Genomic DNA, 17,368 nt, shown 5'->3' on the forward strand with positions numbered 1-17,368 from the left:
GGCATCCCAGCCCTGCTCACGGTGCGTCACCAGGACGGGGAGAGCCGCCGGGCCGACGTTTGGTTCCGGCGGCCCCGGACACCCGCCCGGGCATGTCGAACCTCTCCCGTGAACGCGGCACCTCCGCACCACCGGCCCCGTGGCTGTTCCGGCCCGGACCGGGCCGGCGCGGCCCGGCCGCCGTGCGGCGGCCCGCCGCGGTGCTCTTCGACCGGGACGGCACCCTGGTGGAGGACGTGCCGTACAACGGCGATCCGTCCCTCGTCCGGCCGATGCCGGGGGCCGCCCTGGCGCTCGACCGGCTGCGGGCCCGCGGCGTGCCGGTCGGCGTGGTCAGCAACCAGTCCGGGGTGGCCCGGGGGCTGCTGACCCGTCAGGCGGTGGCCCTGGTCCGCGAGCGGATCGAGCAGCTGCTCGGGCCGTTCGACGTGTGGGCGGTCTGCCCGCACGGGCCGGACGACGGCTGCGACTGCCGCAAGCCCGCGCCCGGGCTGGTGTTCGCCGCCTGCGCCGCGCTGGGCGTCCCCCCGCACCGGGCCGTGGTGATCGGCGACATCGGCGCCGACGTCGCGGCGGCCCGCGCGGCCGGGGCCGGCTCGGTACTCGTCCCGACGGCGGCCACCCTCGCCCCGGAGGTCGCCCGCGCCGGGCGCACCGCCCCCGACCTGCCCTCGGCCGTGGATCTGGTGCTCTCCGAGGCGGACGGCCCCGGGGGGCACCGGTGAGCACCCTGGTGGTCCGGCTCGACAGTCTCGGTGACGTCCTGCTCGCGGGGCCGGCCGTGCGGGCCGCGGCCGCCGGCCCGGACCCGGTGGTCATGCTGTGCGGCCCGCAGGGCGCGCCCGCCGCCCGGCTGCTGCCGGGCGTGGAGGAGGTGCTGGTGTGGGACGCCCCGTGGGTGAGCGTGCCGGCGCCCCCCGTCCGCCGGGCGGACGTCCTGCGGGCCGTCACCGCCATCGCCCGGCACCGCCCCTCCCGGGCCCTGATCCTCACCTCCTTCCACCAGAGCCCGCTGCCGACCGCCCTCGTGCTGCGCCTGGCCGGCGTGCCCTGGATCGCGGCGGACAGCACGGACTACCCCGGCTCGCTGCTGGACCTGCGGCACCGCCGGGCACCCGGGCGGCACGAGGCCGAGGCCGCCCTCGACCTGGCCGTGGCGGCGGGCTTCCGCCTCCCGGCCGGGGACGACGGCGCCCTGCGCACCGTGCCGCCGCCCGACGCCCGCCACCTGACCGGCCCCGGACCGTACGTGGTGGTCCACCCGGGCTCCGCCGCACCGGCCCGCGCCCCGGGCACCGCGCTCGCCGCCGAGGCCGTCGAGGCGCTGGCGCGCTCCGGGCGGCGGGTCGTGGTCACCGGCCACCCCGGCGAGCGGGCGCTGACCGCGGCGGTGAGCGGGCGCCACGGCACCGACCTCGGCGGGGCCACCGACCTGCCCGGGCTGGCCGGAGTGCTGGCCGGCGCGGACGCCGTGGTGGCGGGCAACACCGGCCCGGCGCACCTGGCGGCCGCCGTCGGCACCCCGGTGGTCTCGCTGTTCGCCCCGGTGGTGCCCGCCTGGCGCTGGCGCCCGTACGGGGTGCCGTCCGTCCTGCTCGGCCGCCAGGACGCGCCGTGCGCCGACACCCGGGCCCGGGTCTGCCCCGTCCCGGGACACCCCTGCCTGTCCGGCCTGACCGGCGCCGACATCGCGGCGGCCGTCGACCGGCTGCTCGCCGAATCGCCCCGCGCCCACCCCGACCTCCGGGCGGTGATCCCGTGAACATCCTGCTCTGGCACGTGCACGGCTCCTGGACCACCGCGTTCGTCCAGGGCCCGCACACCTATCTGGTCCCCGTCCTGCCCGACCGCGGGCCCGACGGCCGGGGCCGCGCCCTGACCTACGACTGGCCCGGGAGCGTGCACGAACTGAGCCCCCGTCGGCTCCGGGAGACCCCGGTGGACCTGGTGGTCCTCCAGCGCCCGCACGAGGAGGACCTCGTCCGGCGCTGGCTGGGCCGGCGACCGGGGCGGGACGTGCCGGCCGTCTACCTGGAGCACAACGCCCCACCCGGCCCCGTCCCCGACGCCCGGCACCCGATGGCGGACCGTCCGGACCTGACGCTCGTCCACGTGACCCATTTCAACCGGCTGTTCTGGGACAACGGACGCACGCCCACCCGGGTCATCGAGCACGGCATCGTCGACCCGGGGCACCGCTACACCGGCGAACTCCCGCGCGCCGCCGTGGTCGTCAACGAGCCGGTGCGGCGCGGCCGGACCACCGGCACCGACCTGCTCCCCGAGCTGGCCGGGGCGGCGCCACTGGACGTGTTCGGCATGCGGACGGAAGGCCTGGCCGAGCACCTCGGCCTGCCCCCCAGCCGGTGCCGCACCGCCGACCTGCCGCAGGCCCGTCTGCACGACGAACTCGCCCGCCGCCGCCTCTACCTGCACCCGGTGCGCTGGACCTCCCTGGGCCTGTCCCTGCTGGAGGCGATGCACCTCGGCCTGCCGGTGGTGGCCCTGGCCACCACGGAGGCGGTCGCGGCGGTCCCGGAGGGCGCGGGGGTGATCTCCACCCGGCCCGAGGAGCTCGCCCGGGCCGCACGGCACTACGTCGCCGAACCCGAGGCCGCGGCCCGGGACGGCGCCCTCGCCCGGCGGGCGGCGCTGCGGCGCTACGGACTCCACCGGTTCCTCACCGACTGGGACCGACTGATCGAGGAGGTGACGGGCTCATGAGAAGCCTGCGGATCTCACTGGTCTCCGAGCACGCCAGCCCACTGGCGGTACTCGGTGGCGTCGACGCGGGCGGACAGAACGTCCACGTCGCCGCGCTCGCCGCCGGCCTCGCCCGGCGCGGTCACCGCGTCACGGTGCACACCCGCCGCGACGACCCGGACCTGGACCCGCTGGTCCCCTTCGGCCCCGGCGTCGTGGTGCACCACGTGCCGGCCGGGCCGCCCCGCCCCCTGCCCAAGGACCACCTGCTGCCCTACATGCCGGCGTTCGCCGACCGGCTCGGCGAGCACTGGAACGCGGAGCGCCCCGACGTCGTCCACTCACACTTCTGGATGTCCGGCCTGGCCGCCCTGCTCGGCGCCGCGGTGTGCGACGGGGGCGCCGACGGCGGCCCGCCGGTGGTGCACACCTACCACGCGCTCGGCACCGTCAAGCGCCGCCACCAGGGCACCGCCGACACGAGCCCGCCCAGCCGGATCGCCATCGAGACGACCGTCGGCCTCGGCGCCGCCCGGATCGTGGCGACCTGCCGGGACGAGGTGGGCGAACTCCAGGCGATGGGCATCGACCCGGGCCGGTCCCGGATCGTGCCCTGCGGGGTCGACACCCGCCGTTTCAGCCCGGACGGGCCGACCGCCGACCGCTCCGGCCGGCCGCGGCTGCTGCAGATCGGCCGCCTCGTCCCGCGCAAGGGGGCCGACACCGCGATCCGCGCCCTGGCCGCCCTGCCGGACGCCGAGCTGCTGCTCGCCGGCGGACCGCCGGCCTGGGAGCTGCCGCACGACCCGGAGGCCAAACGGCTGCGCGACCTCGCCCGGGCGCTCGGCGTCGGCGAGCGGGTGTGGCTGCTCGGCGGGGTCGCCCCGAGCGACATGCCCGCGCTCATCCGCAGCGCCGACCTCGTCCTGTGCCCGGCGCGGTACGAGCCCTTCGGCATCGTCCCGCTAGAGGCCATGGCCTGCGGCGTCCCGGTCGTGGCCACCGCCGTGGGCGGCCAGCTCGACACCGTCCTCGACCACCGCACCGGGCGACTCGTCCCGCCGGACCGGCCCGCCGAGCTCGCCGAGGCCTGCGCCCACCTGCTCGCCCGGCCCGGCCTGCGGGCCGCCTACGGGCGGGCCGGGCGCAAGCGGGCCCTGGACCACTTCGGGTGGGACCGGATCGCCACCGCGACCGAGCTGGTCTACCGCGAACTCCTGGACCGGTCCGGGCCCGACCGGTCCGTCCACTCCGTGGAAGGAGCACTCCGATGAACCCGCTGAACGGCAGTGACCCCTTGCGTGACCCGCTGAGCGACCCCCGGCAGGGCGCCGACCCGCTGAACGGCAGCGATCGGCTGAACGGCACCGCCCCGCACGCGGGCGGGCCCGCGCCCGACCCGGCCGACGCCGCCGCCGACCGCGCCCGCGCCGCCCGGCACTGCCTGTCGCTGGAGAACGCCCTGGTCCGGCTGCGCTCCGACGGACTCGCCGCGCTCACCCGCTGGGGGCGGGACCTCGCCGAGCTGCTGCCCCGCGGCGGCCGGCTGCTCGTCGCCGGGAACGGCGGCAGCGCCGCCCAGGCCCAGCACCTCTCGGCCGAACTCGTCGGCCGCTACTGCGAGGAGCGCCCGCCCTTCTCGGCCATCGCCCTGCACGCCGACACCTCCAGCCTGACCGCGATCGGCAACGACTACGGCTTCGCGGACGTGTACGCCCGCCAGGTCACCGCCCACGGCCGCCCCGGTGACGTGCTGATGCTGATGTCGACCTCCGGCCGCAGCCCGAACGTGCTCGCCGCCGCCGAGGCCGCCCACGCCGCCGGCCTGCGCGTCCTCGCCCTCACCGGCCCGCCGCCCAACCCGCTGGCCGACCTGGCCGACGACGTCCTGGCCGTCCGGGCGACCCGCACCGCCACCGTCCAGGAGGTCCACCTGGTCGCGCTGCACCTGATCTGCGAGGCCTTCGACGCCGCCCTGGCACGCTCGGACGGCGCCGCTCGGGTGGACGGCGTGCGGCGGCTCGCGGCCCCGGCTTCGGCTACCGCTACGGCCCCGGTCCCGGCGTCCGCCGAAAGGAGGACGGCATGAACGGGCCCCTCGTGGTGGTGGGCGACGCCCTCCTGGACCGTGACATCGACGGCGACGCCGGCCGGCTGACGCCCGACGCCCCCGCGCCGGTGGTCGACGTGACCGCCGAACACGCCCGGCCCGGTGGTGCGGGGCTCGCCGCCCGCCTCGCCGACCGGGCCGGAGCGGAGGTGCTGCTGGTCACCGCGCTCGGCGAGAGCGCCGCGGCCGAGACCGTCCGGGCCGCGCTGGCGCCCCGGGTCGGCCTCGCCGAGCTGCCCCTCGTCGGCGAACTGCCGGTCAAGACCCGGGTCCGGGCCGGCGGACGCCCACTGGTCCGGTTCGACCGCGGCGGCGGAACGCCCGGGACCGCAGGCCCGCAGGTGCGCCGGGCCATCCGGGAGGCCGGCGCGGTGCTGGTCGCCGACTACGGCAACGGCACCGCCCGGGCCCTGCGCCCCCTGCTCGCCGAGGCGGCCCGCCGGGTGCCGGTCGTCTGGGACCCGCACCCGCGCGGCGGCCCGCCCGTGCGCGGCGTCCGGCTCGCCACCCCCAACGGGGACGAAGCGCGCCGGGTCATCCGCCGGGCCGACCCGCCCGGCCCCGCGGGGGCGCTCGCCGGTGATCTGCTGCGCGCCTCCCTCCTGGCCCGGCGCTGGCAGGCGGCCGCCGTCGCGGTGACCCTCGGCGCCCGGGGCGCGGTGCTCAGCCGGGGCACCGAGAACCCGCTGGTGCTGCCCGCCCCGTTCACCGCGCACGGCGACCCGTGCGGCGCCGGCGACTGCTTCGCCGCCGTGGCCGCCGCCGCCCTCGCCGCGGGCGCGCTGCCCGAGGAGGCCGCCGGGCGCGCGGTCCTCGCCGCCGCCGACTTCGTCGCCCGGGGCGGCGCGAGCGATCCCACGGTCTGGTCGGACACCCAGGCGCCGGAGCCGGGGCCCCACCGGGACGCCCGGGCGCTCGCCGACGCCGTCCGCGCCCGCGGCGGCACGGTGGTGGCGACCGGCGGCTGCTTCGACCTGCTGCACACCGGACACGTGTCCCTGCTGGAGGCCGCCCGGCGGCTCGGCGACTGCCTGATCGTCTGCCTGAACTCCGACGCCTCCGTGCGGCGGCTCAAGGGGCGCGGACGCCCCATCAACCCCGCCGCCGACCGGGCCCGGGTCCTCGCCGGGCTGAGCTGCGTGGACGCGGTCGTGGTCTTCGACGAGGACGGCCCGCAGGAGCTGCTGGCCGGGCTGCGGCCGCACGTCTGGGTCAAGGGCGGCGACTACACGGTCGACACCCTCCCCGAGGCGACGGTGCTGCGCGACTGGGGCGGCCAGGCGGTGGTGCTGCCGTACGTCGCGGGCCACTCCACGACCGCCCTGGCCGGGCGCGCGGCCCGGGCGGCCGCCGTCGTCGCGGACGGCTCCGTGGGAGCGAAGCCGTGACCGGTCGGCCCGGCGGGCTCGGAGCCCCGACCCGACGGCCCGGCCCCGGGGTGCGTCCCCGGACGCCCGCAGCCGGGGGTCCGACGGGCCCCAGCGTCCTGGTGCTGCGCGCGTTGGGCCTCGGCGATCTGCTGACCGCCGTTCCCGCGCTGCGGGCGCTGCGGCGGCACCTGCCCGGCCACCGGTTGGTGCTGGCCGCGCCCGCCGCCCTCGCCGACGCGGTCGGCGCGATCGGCGCGGTGGACGAGCTGCTGCCCGCCGGCGGTCCGGACCGGGCCGTCCCGGACGTCCTCGACTGGGCCGGTCCGCCGCCCGACCTCGCCGTCGACCTGCACGGCAACGGGCCGCCCAGTCTGCGGGTGCTCACCGAGCTGCGGCCGGGCCGCCTGATCGCCTTCAGCCATCCCAGCCGTCCCGGGGTGGCGGGCCCGGCCTGGCAGTCGGACGACGGCGAGCGCGCGCGCTGGTGCCGGCTGCTGGACTGGTACGGCATCGCCACCGATCCGGACGACCTGCGCGTGCCGGTGCCGGACCGGCCCAGCCCGGCCCCGGGCGCCGTCGTGCTCCACCCCGGCGCGGACCACGGCTCCCGCCGCTGGCCGCCCGAACGCTTCGCGGCGGTCGCCCGGGCCCTCCACACCCACGGGCAGCCGGTGGTGCTGACCTGCGGCCCGGCGGAACTCCTCCTCGCCCGGGCCGTCGCCGAACTGGCCGGGCTGCCGCCCTCCACCGTCCTCGGCGGCCGGCTGTCCTTCCCCGAACTGGCGGCCGTGCTCGCCGGCGCCCGGGCCGTCGTCTCGGGGGACACCGGCCCGGCGCACCTGGCCACCGCCCTCGGCACCCCGTCCGTCACCCTCTTCGGACCGCTGTCGCCGGCGCTGTGGGGTCCCCCGGTCTCCCGGGCGCACCGGGCGCTCTGGCACCCGGGCCCGGCGGACGGGCTGCGCCCCGGCGACCCGCACGCCGACCGGCCGGACGCCCGACTCCTGCGGATCACCCCGCAGGAAGTCCTGGACGCCCTGGTCGCGCTCCCGCCCCGCCCCGCGTCCCACCACTCCCCCGGAGCACCGCCGTGACCTCTCCCGCCGTCGGCGTGGTCGTGATCACCCGCAACCGCCGGGCGAGGCTGCTCGCCAGCCTGGAACACCTCGCGGCGCTGCCCGAGCACCCGCCCGTCCTGGTCGTCGACAACGGCTCCACCGACGGCACCGCACGGGCCGTGCGGGAGCGCCACCCCGATGTCCGGGTCATCGCCCTGCGCCGCAACCTCGGCGCGGCCGCCCGGAACGTCGGAGCCGCCGCGCTGCCCACCCGGTACCTCGCGTTCAGCGACGACGACTCCTGGTGGGCACCCGGCGCCCTCGCCACCGCCACCCGCCTGTTCGACCGGCACCCCCGGCTGGCCCTGCTCACCGGAGCCACCCTGGTCGGCCCGGCCGGTCGACCGGACCCGATCAACGCGGAACTGGCCGCCGGCCCGCTCGGCACGGAGCCCGACCTGCCCGGCCCGTCCGTCCTCGGTTTCCTGGCCTGCGCGGCCGTGGTGCGCCGGGCGGCGTTCCTCTCCGTCGGCGGTTTCGACCGGCTGCTGCACTTCGGCGGCGAAGAGGAACTGCTGGCCCTCGACCTCGCCGCCGACGGCTGGGGCCTGGCGTACTGCCCCGAGGTGGTCGCCCACCACCACCCCGCGCCGGACGGCCGGTCAGGGCGGGAAGCCCGGCAGCTGCGCAACACCCTGCTCACCGACTGGATGCGCCGGTCCCGGCCGGTGGCGCTCGGCCACACCGCCGCGCTGCTGCGCGCCGCCCCGCGCCTGCCGGTGGCGCGCCGGGCCCTGGCGTCCGCCCTGCCCCGGCTGCCCGCCGCCCTGCTGCGGCGCCGGGCGGTTCCGCAGCGGGTGGAGCGGGCGGCCCGGGCACTGGACCGCCCGCCCGTCCCGGCCCCGCAGAGCCCACCCGTGAACCGCCAGCCCCCGTCCGAGCCGCCACGGCCCGCCGGGGAGCAGCCGGAGCAGCCGGTCACCGTCGTCGTCATCACCCACAACCGCCGCCGTGAACTCCTGTACACCCTCGACCGGTTGGCGGACCTGCCCGAGCAGCCGCCCGTCCTGGTGGTCGACAACGGCTCCACCGACGGCACCGCACGGGCGGTGCGCGACCATCCCGGCGGCGCCCGGCTGCTGTCCGCCGGGCGCAACGCGGGTGCGTGCGCCCGCAACCTGGCCGCCCGCGAGGTCGGGACCCGCTACCTCGCCTTCTGCGACGACGACACCTGGTGGGAGCCCGGCTCGCTGGCCGAGGCGGTCCGCCTCCTGGACGCCCACCCGCCGGTGGCGGCGGTCACCGCGCGGATCGTGGTGCACGACCCGGGCCGCCCGGACCAGCCGCCCCGGGAGGACCCGATCGTCGCGGAGCTGCGCGACTCCCCCCTACCCCGGCCGGGCTGGCTCCCCGGTCCGGCACTCGGCTCCTTCCTCGCCGGGGCCACGGTGCTGCGCACCGACCTGTTCCGCGCCGCCGGCGGCTTCTCGCCCCGGCTGTGGCTCGGTGGCGAGGAGGAGCTGCTCGCCGCCGACCTCGCGGCCGCCGGCCACTGGCTGCTGTATGCCGACGATCTGACGGTGCATCACCGCCCGTCGCCGGCCCGGGACGCGACACTGCGCCGGCAGCACGGGATCCGCAACACCCTCTGGTTCACCTGGCTGCGGCGGCCGCTGTGGCGCGCCGCGCGCCGCACCCTCTTCCTGGCCCGTTCGGTACCGCGGGACGCGGTGTCCGTACGGGCCTTCGCCGAGGCCGCGGCCGGCACGCCGTGGGTCCTCCGCGAGCGCAGGGCCGTACCGCCCAGGGTGGAGCGGGCGCTGCGGACCCTGGAGGGCCCGCAGCGCACCTCCCGGGCCCGGCGGTACGTCGGCTGACGGCCCCTTCGCCACCGCGGTGGGCTGAGCCGGCGGTGGGCGGAGCCGGCGGTCCGGCTCACCCCACCGCGGTGGCCCGGGCTCGCAGGGCGGAGTCGATGCCCTTCAGGAAGTGTTCGAGGTCGCCGGGGTTGCGGGAGGTGATCAGCCGCCACTCGTTCGCGTCGTCGGTGACCAGGGGCTCGTCCGTCCAGGTCGCGCCGGCGTTGGCGAGGTCGGTGCGCAGCGAGGCGTAGGAGGTGAGCCGCTTGCCGTACGCGACGCCCGCCTCGGCCAGCAGCCAGGGGCCGTGGCAGATGGCGGCGACGGGCCGGCCGGAGTTGGTGAAGGCGAGCACCAGGGCCACCGCCTCCTGGCGCAGCCGGAGGGTGTCGGCGTTGATCGTGCCGCCGGGGATGAGCAGCAGGTCGTACTCGGCGGGATCGACCTCGCCGAGGGTGTGGGTCGGGCGCACGGTCTCGCCCGGGTCCTTGTCCCCGACCAGGGTCTGGATGTCGTCGCGGTCGGGGGCGGCGATGTCGACCTGCACGCCGTCGTCGCGCAGGTGCTTGAGGGGTACGAGGAGTTCGTCCTGTTCGACGCCGTAGTTCGTCACGATCGCGAGGACCTTGGTCTGGTGGGTCATCTCTCCTCCTGGTCTTCCCTGATTTTCCTTGGTCGCTATCGGCCGTTCCCGGTCGTTCTCGAGTCGTCCGGTCGGCGGTTTCCTTCGCCCGGGCACGGGTGTCCCGCCCCGGAGGTCGGCGGGTACCCGGCTCGCCCGGGGGCATGCCGGATTGGCCGGATCCGATCCGGGTACCCGCGCGGTACCGGCGGGCCGAGGGTGCCCGCCCCGAGACACCGGAGTCCGTGGTGAGCATCAGACGAAGGTCCTGGGCCGTGGCGATGCGCGCGAGCACCGGCCGCCGGCAGCCCGCGCCGGACGGGCCCGACCGCCGCTCCGTGATGGACGGCAGCGCCCTTTCGCGGCCCCGTCGGTCGGTCGCCGAGGCACCGGCCGCGGGCCGGCAGGCCGACAACCAGCCGGACGACCAGCCGGAGCCGCCGGCGGCGGACACGGCCGCACCGTGAGGACCCGTTCATGTCAGAGCCCCGAATCGTGACCGTGGTCGGCGCGACCGGCCGCCAGGGCGGCGCCGTCGCCGCCGCCATCCTCGCCGAAGCCGCCGGTGACTTCGCCGTGCGTGCCGTCACCCGGCACCCGGAGTCGCCCGCCGCCCGGGCCCTGGAGCGGGCGGGCGCGGAGGTGGTCCAGGCCGACCTGGACGACCCGCCGAGCCTGGCGCAGGCGTTCGAGGGTGCGTACGGCGCGTACCTGGTGACGAACTTCTGGGAGCACATGTCCGCCGAACGCGAGAAGGCCCAGGCCGAGGCGCTCGCCCGAGCCGCCGGCCACGCCGGCGTGCGGCACGCGGTCTGGTCGACGCTGGAGGACACCCGCGCGTGCATCCCGCTCGACGACGACCGGATGCCCACCCTCCAGGGCCGCTACAAGGTGCCGCACTTCGACGCCAAGGCCGAGGCCGACCAGTACTTCGCCGATGCGGGGTTGCCGACCACCTACCTGCGGCCGTCGTTCTACTGGGAGAACCTGCTCGGCCCGTTCGGCCCGGAACGCGGCGAGGACGGCAGCCTGCGGCTGGCGCTCCCGATGGGGACGAGCCGACTGGCGGGCGTCGCCGTCCAGGACATCGGGCGCACCGCGCTGGGCATCCTGCGGCGGGGCGGCGACCTGATCGGCGCGACCGTGAGCATCGCCGGCGAGGCCCTGACGCTCATCGAGATGGCGGTGGCCATGTCGAAGGTGCTCGGCGAGCAGGTGACGTACCGGCCGGTGACCCCGGACGCCTTCCGGGCCGGGGACTTCCCGGGGGCGGAGGAGGCGGGGAACATGTTCCAGTACTACGCGGAGTGCGAGCGGACCTTCCTCCCCCCGCGCGATCCGGGCGCCGCCCGGCTGCTCGATCCACAGCTCCAGGACTTCGCCGACTGGCTGACGGCCCACCGCGCCGAGCTGCGCGCCGCCGTGGACGGGTGACCTCCTCCGCCGGGCTCCGTCACCGTGCCTCCAGCCCGGTGCGTCCGTCACCGTGCGTTTCCGGGCGCGCCGGGCGGGCAGGCGCGCCCCGACAGGGAATCCGTCGAACCGCCGTGGAGGAGACATGACCCAGAAGATCAGGGACGTCATGACCGCCGGTCCGGTCACCGTGCCCCGGCTGTGCTCGATCCGGGACGCGGCGCGGTTCATGCGTGACAGCGCCATCGGTGACGTCCTGGTGGCCGACGACGACCGGCTGTGCGGACTGGTGACCGACCGCGACCTGGTCGTCCGGGTGCTCGCCGAGGGCAAGGACCCGGACAGCACGAACGTCGGCGACGTCTGCAGTGCCGAGCTGGTCACCGTCGCCCCCGAGGACGACGTCCGGCACGCCGTCGACCTGATGCGTCAGCACGCGCTGCGGCGCCTGCCCGTGCTGGAGGACGGCCGGGCGGTGGGCGTGGTGTCGCTCGGCGACCTCGCGCTGGACCGCGACCCGGGGTCCGCGCTGGCGGACATCAGCGTGGCCGATCCCAACAGCTGAGCCGACGCGGACGCCGGCCCCGGACCGTAAGTCCGGGGCCGGCGTCCGTTCGTCCTGCCGTCGTCTTCCCGGCGCCCTCACGCAGCCCCCGCCGTTGCGGCGGCCGCCTCACTCGTCCTCGTCGGCGTCCGCCGGGCCGCCGTAGCGCGCCTGCCACTCGCGGGCCCGGGCGTTGTGCCACTCCACCCCCTGCTCCGCCTGGTGCTCGGACAGGCCGCTCAGGCGGGCGACCACGCTCAGCGGGACGGGTTCGTGGCAGTCGGCGAGCGCCCGGCAGACTTTTCCGGCCCACTGCTCCTCGGGGACGAAGGGGCGTTGCCGGTAGTGCTCGACCAGGATGGCCAGGTGGTCCACGGAACAGGCCGTGAGCACCCGTTTGCCGTCCAGCTCCGAGTCGGTGGCGTGCAGGGCGGAGGAGTCCGGCACCAGGGCGCCGAGCAGGTCGGCGGTGGCGACGATCTGTCCGCACTGGTCGCACAGGTCGAACGCGTCGGTGTCGTCGGCGGACGGACCGTCCGCTGGTGGTCCGATGTCCTCCATGCCGCGCGCCTACCCCGCGCGGACGGGGCCAACCCGGCCGGTGTGAGCGCCGGCGGGCGGGTAGGCGCGTGGACGGCCCCGGGCGACGGGGCCGTACACGGCAGGGAGGAAACCATGAACGGATCGCCGAAGGAACGGCCGCTGCACGACATGGGCGGCGCGATCGGCCCCGCGGACACCGCCGGGGCACGGTCCGCCGAAGAGGAGGAGGAGCAGGGCCCCGAGCGCCGGCCGTCGCCGATCGGCAAGGGCGGGACGCCGAACGTCGCCGGGAGCGCGGAGCAGCAGCCGGAGGTCGCCGAGGGGCCGGTGCCGGGCGTCCAGCCCGATGAGGAGTACGCGGGGCCGCCGCGCCGCGAGCCGGTCGCCGTCGACCCGCCGGCCGGCGCGAGCCGCACCACCGGTACCGAGCCGTCCGAACCGGTGCCGGACCCCTCGGATCCGCTGCCGGAACCCGAGCGGGGCCGTCACGACCCGGGGGCCGAGCCGGAGGACGAGGGCATCCCCGACCTCCAGGACGGCTCCCCCGCGCGCGAATGGTCGGAGGACCCCCAGATCGAGGCCGTCCCCGGGGACACCCCGGTGGCCGCCGAGTCCTTCGGCACGACCGGCGCCGAGCAGGCCGAGGGCGAGTCGCTGGACGCCCGGCTGGCGCAGGAGGAGCCGGAGATCGACGAGCGGACGGCGGTGGCGGGTCTGCCCGAGGACGCCGCCGGTCGGCTCGACCTCCCGGACCCGCACGCCGACGTGCGCGGTGAGGCCACCGGCGATACCACGGGCCTGTCGGCCGAGGAGGCGGCGGTACGGATCCGCTCGGACGGCGGGGAAGCCGGCCGCACCGGGGCGGAGCAGCCCGAGGACCTGCGGGACGTGCCGGGCATCGAGGCGCCGGAGTCCGTCGAGGGCAGGACCGGCGGCGAGGACACCGCCGGCACCGGGGGCGGGGCGGACGGCGAGGACGCCGAGGGCGACCGGCCACCGCGACGCTGAACCGGCCACCGCGGCGCCGAACCGCCCGTGGACACGCGAACGGCTCCGGTCCGCAGGGACCGGAGCCGCTCACGTCGAGCCGGGTGGCGGGATCAGCCGGGGGTGATCCGGCCCCGCCAGCCACCCTCCTCCCGGCCGCGCTGCTCGATGAACTCCTTGAACCGCTTCAAGTCGCCCTTCACCCGCCGGTCGACCATGCCCATCGCGTCGGCCGCCTTCTCCGCCATGCCCTCGGGCCGGAAGTCGATGGCCATGTTGACGCGGGTGTGCTGGTCGTCCAGGCGCTCGAAGGTGACGACGCCCTTCTGGTCCACGTCGCCGTCCATGGTCCGCCAGGCGATCCGCTCGTCGGGCAGCTGGTCGACGATCTCGGTGTCGAACTCGCGGCTGACGCCACCGATGCTGGTCCGCCAGTGGTTGTGACGGTCGTCCAGCTGAGTCACCGAGTCGACGCCCTCCATGAACCGCGGAAACTCCTCGAACAGCGTCCACTGGTTGTAGGCGGCGTGCAGCGGGACGTCGACCTCGACGGACTCCTTCACCATGCTCATCCGGGCCTCCTCGGGAGCTGCGGCCGGGTCGTTCCCGACCGACCGCGCGTGTGCCCCGTCCGTACCGGTGTAACCATCCCACCGGGTCCGGTCCGGTGGCCGCTCGCGGTGTCCCGGGGTTGCATGAGATGACCCAGCCCCGAGACCCGGAGGTCGCCGTGTACGAGATGTGGGCCGAGCACGACCCGGCAGTGTCGCCGCCCGGACTGGTGTGGCACGTCGTGGCGAAGGACGACGCCACCGCGTCACTGTGCGGGCGGGTCCTCGAACCCTCGCAGCGGGTGGTCCCGACGGACAACGGCACCGGCCCGCCGCCGCCGGACCGCTACTGCGACCCGTGCCTGGTCACCGTCAGGGAGACGCTCGCCGAGGCCGGCCGGTGACGGCGGCCCGTCGCTCGGCCCGTCGGTCGGCCCGTGGGTCAGACCAGCACGACGATCATGGCGACGAGCATCGCGGACACCAGCAGCGCCAGCAGCACGATCAGGACGGCGGGCCAGGCCCCCCAGGCCCGCCGCACTTCCACCGGCTCCGGATGGGAGATGCCTGAGATTCCCCCCTCGGCCGGTGGAGTGTCCCCACCGGGCAGAGCGCCGTGTTCGTCCAGCGCCGGAGTGCGGTCGGGATCGGGATCTGGTGTGGCCATGGTGTCGTCCCAGGTGGATGCGGCTGCGATGCGGCTGTGTCGTCCCAGGTGGATACGGCTGCGACACCCGGCGGCTGCCCCTGGCGGGCGGCCGGAAACGCCACCGGCGCCGGGAATCCCGGCCTGCGGGTTTGGCCGGGCGCCGTTCGGCTAGCCGCCCCCGTATGGACGCCTCAACTCTGCAATCCCATCGGTGGTCCCGGCGGCTGCGCCGCGCCCTGGACGCACCGGCGCACTGGGAGTTCCTGGACACCCCGGCCGGACCGCTCGCCGACGCGGCCGAGTCGCTGCCGCTCGGGCCCTACCGGGACGCCCTGCACGGGGTCTGGCTGGGCCACCCCCTCCATCCGGCGCTGGTCCAACTGCCGATCGGCTGCTGGTCATCGGCGGCGCTGCTGGACTTCCTGCCGGGCGGGCGCCGCTCGGCCGGCGTCCTGGTGGCGGCGGGCCTGTCGGCCGCCGTTCCGGCCGCCCTGGCGGGCTGGGTGGACTGGGCCCGGCTCGACCCGCCGCGGCGGCGCACCGGACTGGTGCACGCGCTCGCCAACACCACCGGGGTGCTGCTGTACGGCGGTTCGCTGCTGGCCCGCTGCCGCGGTCACCGCGGCCACGGCCGGCTGCTCGGCCTGGCCGGGCTGACCGCCGTCTCGGTCGGCGGGGTGCTCGGCGGCCACCTGTCCTACCGGCAGGCCGCCGGACCCGACCGGGCCGCCGCGGTGCCCCGGGTGGCCCCGGCGGACTGGGTCGGGCTCGGCCCGGTCGAGGAGTTCCCGGAGGGCGAGCCCGTCCGCCGCAGCGCCGGCGAGCTCGCCGTGGTGGTCGTGCGCGACGGGGAGCAGTACCACGTCCTGGCGGAACGCTGCGCCCACCTGTCGGGTCCGCTGTCGGAGGGCACCGTCGTCGACGGCTGTCTGCGCTGCCCGTGGCACGGCAGCGAGTTCCGGCTGCGGGACGGCCAGGTCGCCCACGGCCCCGCCACGGCGCCGCAGCCGGTGCTGGAGACCAGGGTGCTCTCCGGGCACCTGGAGGTGCGGCTGTCCGGGGCCGGCTGACCGAGCGTCACCAGGGAGGTGACCAGACGATGTCGACGGACACCATCACGGCCAGGCTGCTGGCCGAGCACGGCCGCACTTATGCCGAGGAGGCCGGGATCACCCTGCAGGACAAGCCGTCGCCGCTGTACCGACTGCTGGTCCTCACCGTGCTCTGCTCGATCCGGATCAGTGCCGAGACCGCCGTCAACGCGGCCCGCGAGCTGTCCGCGGCGGGCTTCCGGACGCCGCGCGCGATGGCCGACTCCGGGTGGCAGGAGCGCGTGGACGCGCTGGGCCGGGCCCACTACGTCCGCTACGACGAGAGCACGGCGACCGCACTCGGTGAGGGTGCGCAGCTGGTACTGGACCGCTGGCACGGCGATCTGCGCCAAATGGGCGAGGAGGCCGGCGAGGACCCGGGGGCGCTGCGCGCCCTGCTGCGGGAGGTGCCGCGGATCGGTCCGGTCGGCGCGGAGATCTTCTGCCGGGAGGTCCAGGTGGTGTGGCCGTGGCTGCGGCCGTACTTCGACGACCGGGCGTGCCGGGCGGCGAAGGACCTCGGGCTGCCGCACACCCCCGAGGGCCTCGGCCGCCTCATCCCGCCGGAGGAGTACGCCCGGTTGGCCGCCGCGCTGGTCCGGGCCAGTCTGTCGAAGGGCGCCCTGGAGGAGCTCCGGGCCGCCTGACCGCCCGGCCCCCCTGGCCACCCACTCTCAGGAGGCCGCGCGCAGGCGCTTGCGGCCGGTGCGGCCGGCCTTGCGGACGGCGTCCAGCAGTTCGTCGCGGTTCATCGTGGAGCGGTGGGCGATGTCCAGCTCGGTGGCGCGCTGGTACAGCTGCGCCTTGGTGAGCGCGTCGAGGTCCTCCGCCGGTGCTTCCGGCTCAGCGGCGCCGCGCGGCTTCTTCCGCTTGTCCGCCGCCGGGGCGTGCTCGCGCTTGCCTCCCTTTGCGCCCTCCAGGCTGCGCCGCAGCACGTCCATCAGGTCGACGACGTTGGTGGCCTCGGCGGGCGGGCCCTCGGAGACGGCGATCTCCCGGCCCGCCGCCTTGGCCTCGACGAGCTTGCGGACCTGTTCCGCGTAGGTGTCGCGGTACTCCTCGGGGTCCCAGTCGATCTGGAGCATGCCGATCAGCTCCTCGGCCGTCCGGAGTTCCTGCGCGGTGAGCTTCACGTCCTGGCCCGGCAGGCCGTCGACCTCCCGCCTCGGGTCGCGGACCTCGTCGGCGAAGTGCATGGTGTGCAGCTCCAGCAGCCCGCCCTCGGCCCGGACGGCGGTCAGGTACTCCTTGCCGCGCATCGCGAACATCGCCAGCCCGGCGCGGTTGGAGCGCTCCAGCGACTTCGCCAGCAGCGCGTAGATCTTCGCGTACTCGGGCGAGCGGGGCCCCAGGTAGTACGTGCGGTCGAAGAAGATCGGGTCGACCTGGTCGAGGTCGACGAACCCGGAGATGTCGATCGTCCGCGAGCGGCCGGGCGAGATCTGCTCCAGTTCGTCGGGTTCGACGATCACGTACTCGCCCTCGCTGAGCTCGTAGCCCTTGACGATCTCCTGGTACGGGACCTCCTTGCCGGTGCGCTCGTTGACGCGCTTGTTGCGGACGCGGTCGGAGGTGCCGCGCTGCAGCTGGTGGAAGTGGACCGAGTGGTCCTCGGTCGCGGTGTACAGGGCCACGGGCACGGTCACCAGGCCGAAGGTGAGCACGCCCGTCCAGACCGGTCTGGCCATCGCCGTCTCCTTCCACGGCCCCCTACCAGCGGATTCCCCGACAGGGGCGGCCGAATCCACCACCCGGGCAGCCGGGTGGGAGCACCGCCGTCTGACGGCGGTCACGGGCCGGGGGCTGACAGGCGTCACCTCCGATCCGTGACGAACCGGTCTGCCGCGCCGGTCCCGGGCTCGGCGAAG

Annotated in this window: 20 protein-coding genes and 1 pseudogene; 16 read left to right on the top strand and 5 right to left on the bottom strand. The window is 76.6% G+C overall.

What is annotated here, in order from left to right; genetic code table 11:
- Positions 1-92 precede the first annotated feature (92 nt).
- From ACZ4WV_RS24055 to ACZ4WV_RS24095, 9 genes and pseudogenes are all read left to right on the top strand, one after another.
- Positions 93-725, top strand: a complete 633-nt coding sequence (locus ACZ4WV_RS24055; protein ID WP_465749969.1) for a D-glycero-alpha-D-manno-heptose-1,7-bisphosphate 7-phosphatase — start codon at positions 93-95, stop codon at positions 723-725.
- Positions 722-1,762: a glycosyltransferase family 9 protein gene (locus ACZ4WV_RS24060; RefSeq protein WP_465749971.1), complete on the top strand. Its 1,041-nt coding sequence runs from the start codon at positions 722-724 to the stop codon at positions 1,760-1,762. The genes ACZ4WV_RS24055 and ACZ4WV_RS24060 overlap by 4 nt, the downstream gene beginning before the upstream one ends.
- A complete protein-coding gene (locus ACZ4WV_RS24065; RefSeq protein WP_465749973.1) occupies positions 1,759-2,724 on the top strand; it encodes a glycosyltransferase in 966 nt (321 codons plus the stop codon). Before ACZ4WV_RS24060 ends, ACZ4WV_RS24065 begins: the two co-directional genes overlap by 4 nt.
- Positions 2,721-3,977, top strand: coding sequence for a glycosyltransferase (locus tag ACZ4WV_RS24070; RefSeq protein ID WP_465749975.1), 1,257 nt, complete (start codon positions 2,721-2,723; stop codon positions 3,975-3,977). The genes ACZ4WV_RS24065 and ACZ4WV_RS24070 overlap by 4 nt, the downstream gene beginning before the upstream one ends.
- Positions 3,974-4,792 carry a D-sedoheptulose-7-phosphate isomerase gene (locus ACZ4WV_RS24075; RefSeq protein ID WP_465749977.1) on the top strand — a complete coding sequence of 273 codons (819 nt, stop codon included), beginning with the start codon at positions 3,974-3,976 and terminating at the stop codon, positions 4,790-4,792. Before ACZ4WV_RS24070 ends, ACZ4WV_RS24075 begins: the two co-directional genes overlap by 4 nt.
- Positions 4,789-6,201, top strand: a complete 1,413-nt coding sequence (rfaE2, locus tag ACZ4WV_RS24080; protein WP_465749979.1) for a D-glycero-beta-D-manno-heptose 1-phosphate adenylyltransferase — start codon at positions 4,789-4,791, stop codon at positions 6,199-6,201. Before ACZ4WV_RS24075 ends, rfaE2 begins: the two co-directional genes overlap by 4 nt.
- 101 nt (positions 6,202-6,302) lie before the next feature.
- Complete coding sequence (locus tag ACZ4WV_RS24085) at positions 6,303-7,277, top strand: glycosyltransferase family 9 protein (RefSeq protein WP_465749981.1); 975 nt, start codon at positions 6,303-6,305, stop codon at positions 7,275-7,277.
- A 23-nt stretch (positions 7,278-7,300) separates the two neighbouring features.
- Positions 7,301-7,702, top strand: a pseudogene (locus ACZ4WV_RS24090) (glycosyltransferase family 2 protein); the annotation flags it as partial.
- A gap of 531 nt (positions 7,703-8,233) precedes the next feature.
- Positions 8,234-9,118, top strand: a complete 885-nt coding sequence (locus tag ACZ4WV_RS24095; protein ID WP_465750100.1) for a glycosyltransferase family 2 protein — start codon at positions 8,234-8,236, stop codon at positions 9,116-9,118.
- A gap of 58 nt (positions 9,119-9,176) precedes the next feature.
- Here ACZ4WV_RS24095 and ACZ4WV_RS24100 read toward each other — a convergent pair whose 3' ends face one another.
- A complete protein-coding gene (locus ACZ4WV_RS24100) occupies positions 9,177-9,743 on the bottom strand; it encodes a type 1 glutamine amidotransferase domain-containing protein (protein ID WP_465749983.1) in 567 nt (188 codons plus the stop codon).
- A gap of 227 nt (positions 9,744-9,970) precedes the next feature.
- On the opposite strand from ACZ4WV_RS24100, the gene ACZ4WV_RS24105 reads away from it, so the two are divergent.
- The 3 genes from ACZ4WV_RS24105 (at position 9,971) to ACZ4WV_RS24115 (ending at position 11,700) form a co-directional block, all read left to right on the top strand.
- Positions 9,971-10,189, top strand: coding sequence for a hypothetical protein (locus ACZ4WV_RS24105; RefSeq protein ID WP_465749985.1), 219 nt, complete (start codon positions 9,971-9,973; stop codon positions 10,187-10,189).
- 10 nt (positions 10,190-10,199) lie between these two features.
- Positions 10,200-11,156 (top strand): NmrA/HSCARG family protein, encoded by a 957-nt coding sequence (locus ACZ4WV_RS24110; protein ID WP_465749987.1) that lies wholly within the window; start codon positions 10,200-10,202, stop codon positions 11,154-11,156.
- A gap of 124 nt (positions 11,157-11,280) precedes the next feature.
- Complete coding sequence (locus ACZ4WV_RS24115; protein ID WP_465749989.1) at positions 11,281-11,700, top strand: CBS domain-containing protein; 420 nt, start codon at positions 11,281-11,283, stop codon at positions 11,698-11,700.
- A 108-nt stretch (positions 11,701-11,808) separates the two neighbouring features.
- Here the strand turns inward: ACZ4WV_RS24115 and ACZ4WV_RS24120 are convergent, their stop codons facing one another.
- Entirely contained in the window at positions 11,809-12,240 is a 432-nt protein-coding gene (locus ACZ4WV_RS24120; RefSeq protein WP_465749991.1) for a hypothetical protein, read from the bottom strand.
- A gap of 114 nt (positions 12,241-12,354) precedes the next feature.
- Here ACZ4WV_RS24120 and ACZ4WV_RS24125 point away from each other — a divergent pair, with 114 nt between their 5' ends.
- Complete coding sequence (locus tag ACZ4WV_RS24125) at positions 12,355-13,230, top strand: hypothetical protein (protein ID WP_465749993.1); 876 nt, start codon at positions 12,355-12,357, stop codon at positions 13,228-13,230.
- A gap of 92 nt (positions 13,231-13,322) precedes the next feature.
- Here ACZ4WV_RS24125 and ACZ4WV_RS24130 read toward each other — a convergent pair whose 3' ends face one another.
- Complete coding sequence (locus ACZ4WV_RS24130; protein ID WP_465749995.1) at positions 13,323-13,781, bottom strand: SRPBCC family protein; 459 nt, start codon at positions 13,779-13,781, stop codon at positions 13,323-13,325.
- Between the two features lie 128 nt (positions 13,782-13,909).
- Here ACZ4WV_RS24130 and ACZ4WV_RS24135 point away from each other — a divergent pair, with 128 nt between their 5' ends.
- A complete protein-coding gene (locus ACZ4WV_RS24135) occupies positions 13,910-14,164 on the top strand; it encodes a hypothetical protein (protein ID WP_465749997.1) in 255 nt (84 codons plus the stop codon).
- Positions 14,165-14,202: 38 nt separating this feature from the next.
- Here ACZ4WV_RS24135 and ACZ4WV_RS24140 read toward each other — a convergent pair whose 3' ends face one another.
- Positions 14,203-14,427, bottom strand: a complete 225-nt coding sequence (locus tag ACZ4WV_RS24140) for a DUF6480 family protein (RefSeq protein ID WP_465749999.1) — start codon at positions 14,425-14,427, stop codon at positions 14,203-14,205.
- A gap of 164 nt (positions 14,428-14,591) precedes the next feature.
- On the opposite strand from ACZ4WV_RS24140, the gene ACZ4WV_RS24145 reads away from it, so the two are divergent.
- Entirely contained in the window at positions 14,592-15,479 is an 888-nt protein-coding gene (locus tag ACZ4WV_RS24145) for a Rieske (2Fe-2S) protein (protein ID WP_465750001.1), read from the top strand.
- Positions 15,480-15,508: 29 nt separating this feature from the next.
- Positions 15,509-16,147, top strand: coding sequence for an endonuclease (locus tag ACZ4WV_RS24150; RefSeq protein ID WP_465750003.1), 639 nt, complete (start codon positions 15,509-15,511; stop codon positions 16,145-16,147).
- 27 nt (positions 16,148-16,174) lie between these two features.
- Here ACZ4WV_RS24150 and ku read toward each other — a convergent pair whose 3' ends face one another.
- Positions 16,175-17,188: a non-homologous end joining protein Ku gene (ku, locus tag ACZ4WV_RS24155; RefSeq protein ID WP_465750005.1), complete on the bottom strand. Its 1,014-nt coding sequence runs from the start codon at positions 17,186-17,188 to the stop codon at positions 16,175-16,177.
- Positions 17,189-17,368 lie beyond the last annotated feature (180 nt).

This window comes from Kitasatospora sp. NPDC029312 (assembly GCF_055569215.1).

Bases quoted from the DNA above. Each gene is read 5' to 3' on its own strand.
- ACZ4WV_RS24055 (WP_465749969.1), top strand. From the start codon at position 93: ATGTCGAACCTCTCCCGTGAACGCGGCACCTCCGCACCACCGGCCCCG.
- ACZ4WV_RS24070 (WP_465749975.1), top strand. From the start codon at position 2,721: ATGAGAAGCCTGCGGATCTCACTGGTCTCCGAGCACGCCAGCCCACTG.
- ACZ4WV_RS24075 (WP_465749977.1), top strand. From the start codon at position 3,974: ATGAACCCGCTGAACGGCAGTGACCCCTTGCGTGACCCGCTGAGCGAC.
- rfaE2 (WP_465749979.1), top strand. From the start codon at position 4,789: ATGAACGGGCCCCTCGTGGTGGTGGGCGACGCCCTCCTGGACCGTGAC.
- ACZ4WV_RS24100 (WP_465749983.1), bottom strand. From the start codon at position 9,743: ATGACCCACCAGACCAAGGTCCTCGCGATCGTGACGAACTACGGCGTC.
- ACZ4WV_RS24110 (WP_465749987.1), top strand. From the start codon at position 10,200: ATGTCAGAGCCCCGAATCGTGACCGTGGTCGGCGCGACCGGCCGCCAG.
- ACZ4WV_RS24115 (WP_465749989.1), top strand. From the start codon at position 11,281: ATGACCCAGAAGATCAGGGACGTCATGACCGCCGGTCCGGTCACCGTG.
- ACZ4WV_RS24120 (WP_465749991.1), bottom strand. From the start codon at position 12,240: ATGGAGGACATCGGACCACCAGCGGACGGTCCGTCCGCCGACGACACC.
- ACZ4WV_RS24125 (WP_465749993.1), top strand. From the start codon at position 12,355: ATGAACGGATCGCCGAAGGAACGGCCGCTGCACGACATGGGCGGCGCG.
- ACZ4WV_RS24130 (WP_465749995.1), bottom strand. From the start codon at position 13,781: ATGAGCATGGTGAAGGAGTCCGTCGAGGTCGACGTCCCGCTGCACGCC.
- ACZ4WV_RS24135 (WP_465749997.1), top strand. From the start codon at position 13,910: ATGACCCAGCCCCGAGACCCGGAGGTCGCCGTGTACGAGATGTGGGCC.
- ACZ4WV_RS24140 (WP_465749999.1), bottom strand. From the start codon at position 14,427: ATGGCCACACCAGATCCCGATCCCGACCGCACTCCGGCGCTGGACGAA.
- ACZ4WV_RS24145 (WP_465750001.1), top strand. From the start codon at position 14,592: ATGGACGCCTCAACTCTGCAATCCCATCGGTGGTCCCGGCGGCTGCGC.
- ACZ4WV_RS24150 (WP_465750003.1), top strand. From the start codon at position 15,509: ATGTCGACGGACACCATCACGGCCAGGCTGCTGGCCGAGCACGGCCGC.
- ku (WP_465750005.1), bottom strand. From the start codon at position 17,188: ATGGCCAGACCGGTCTGGACGGGCGTGCTCACCTTCGGCCTGGTGACC.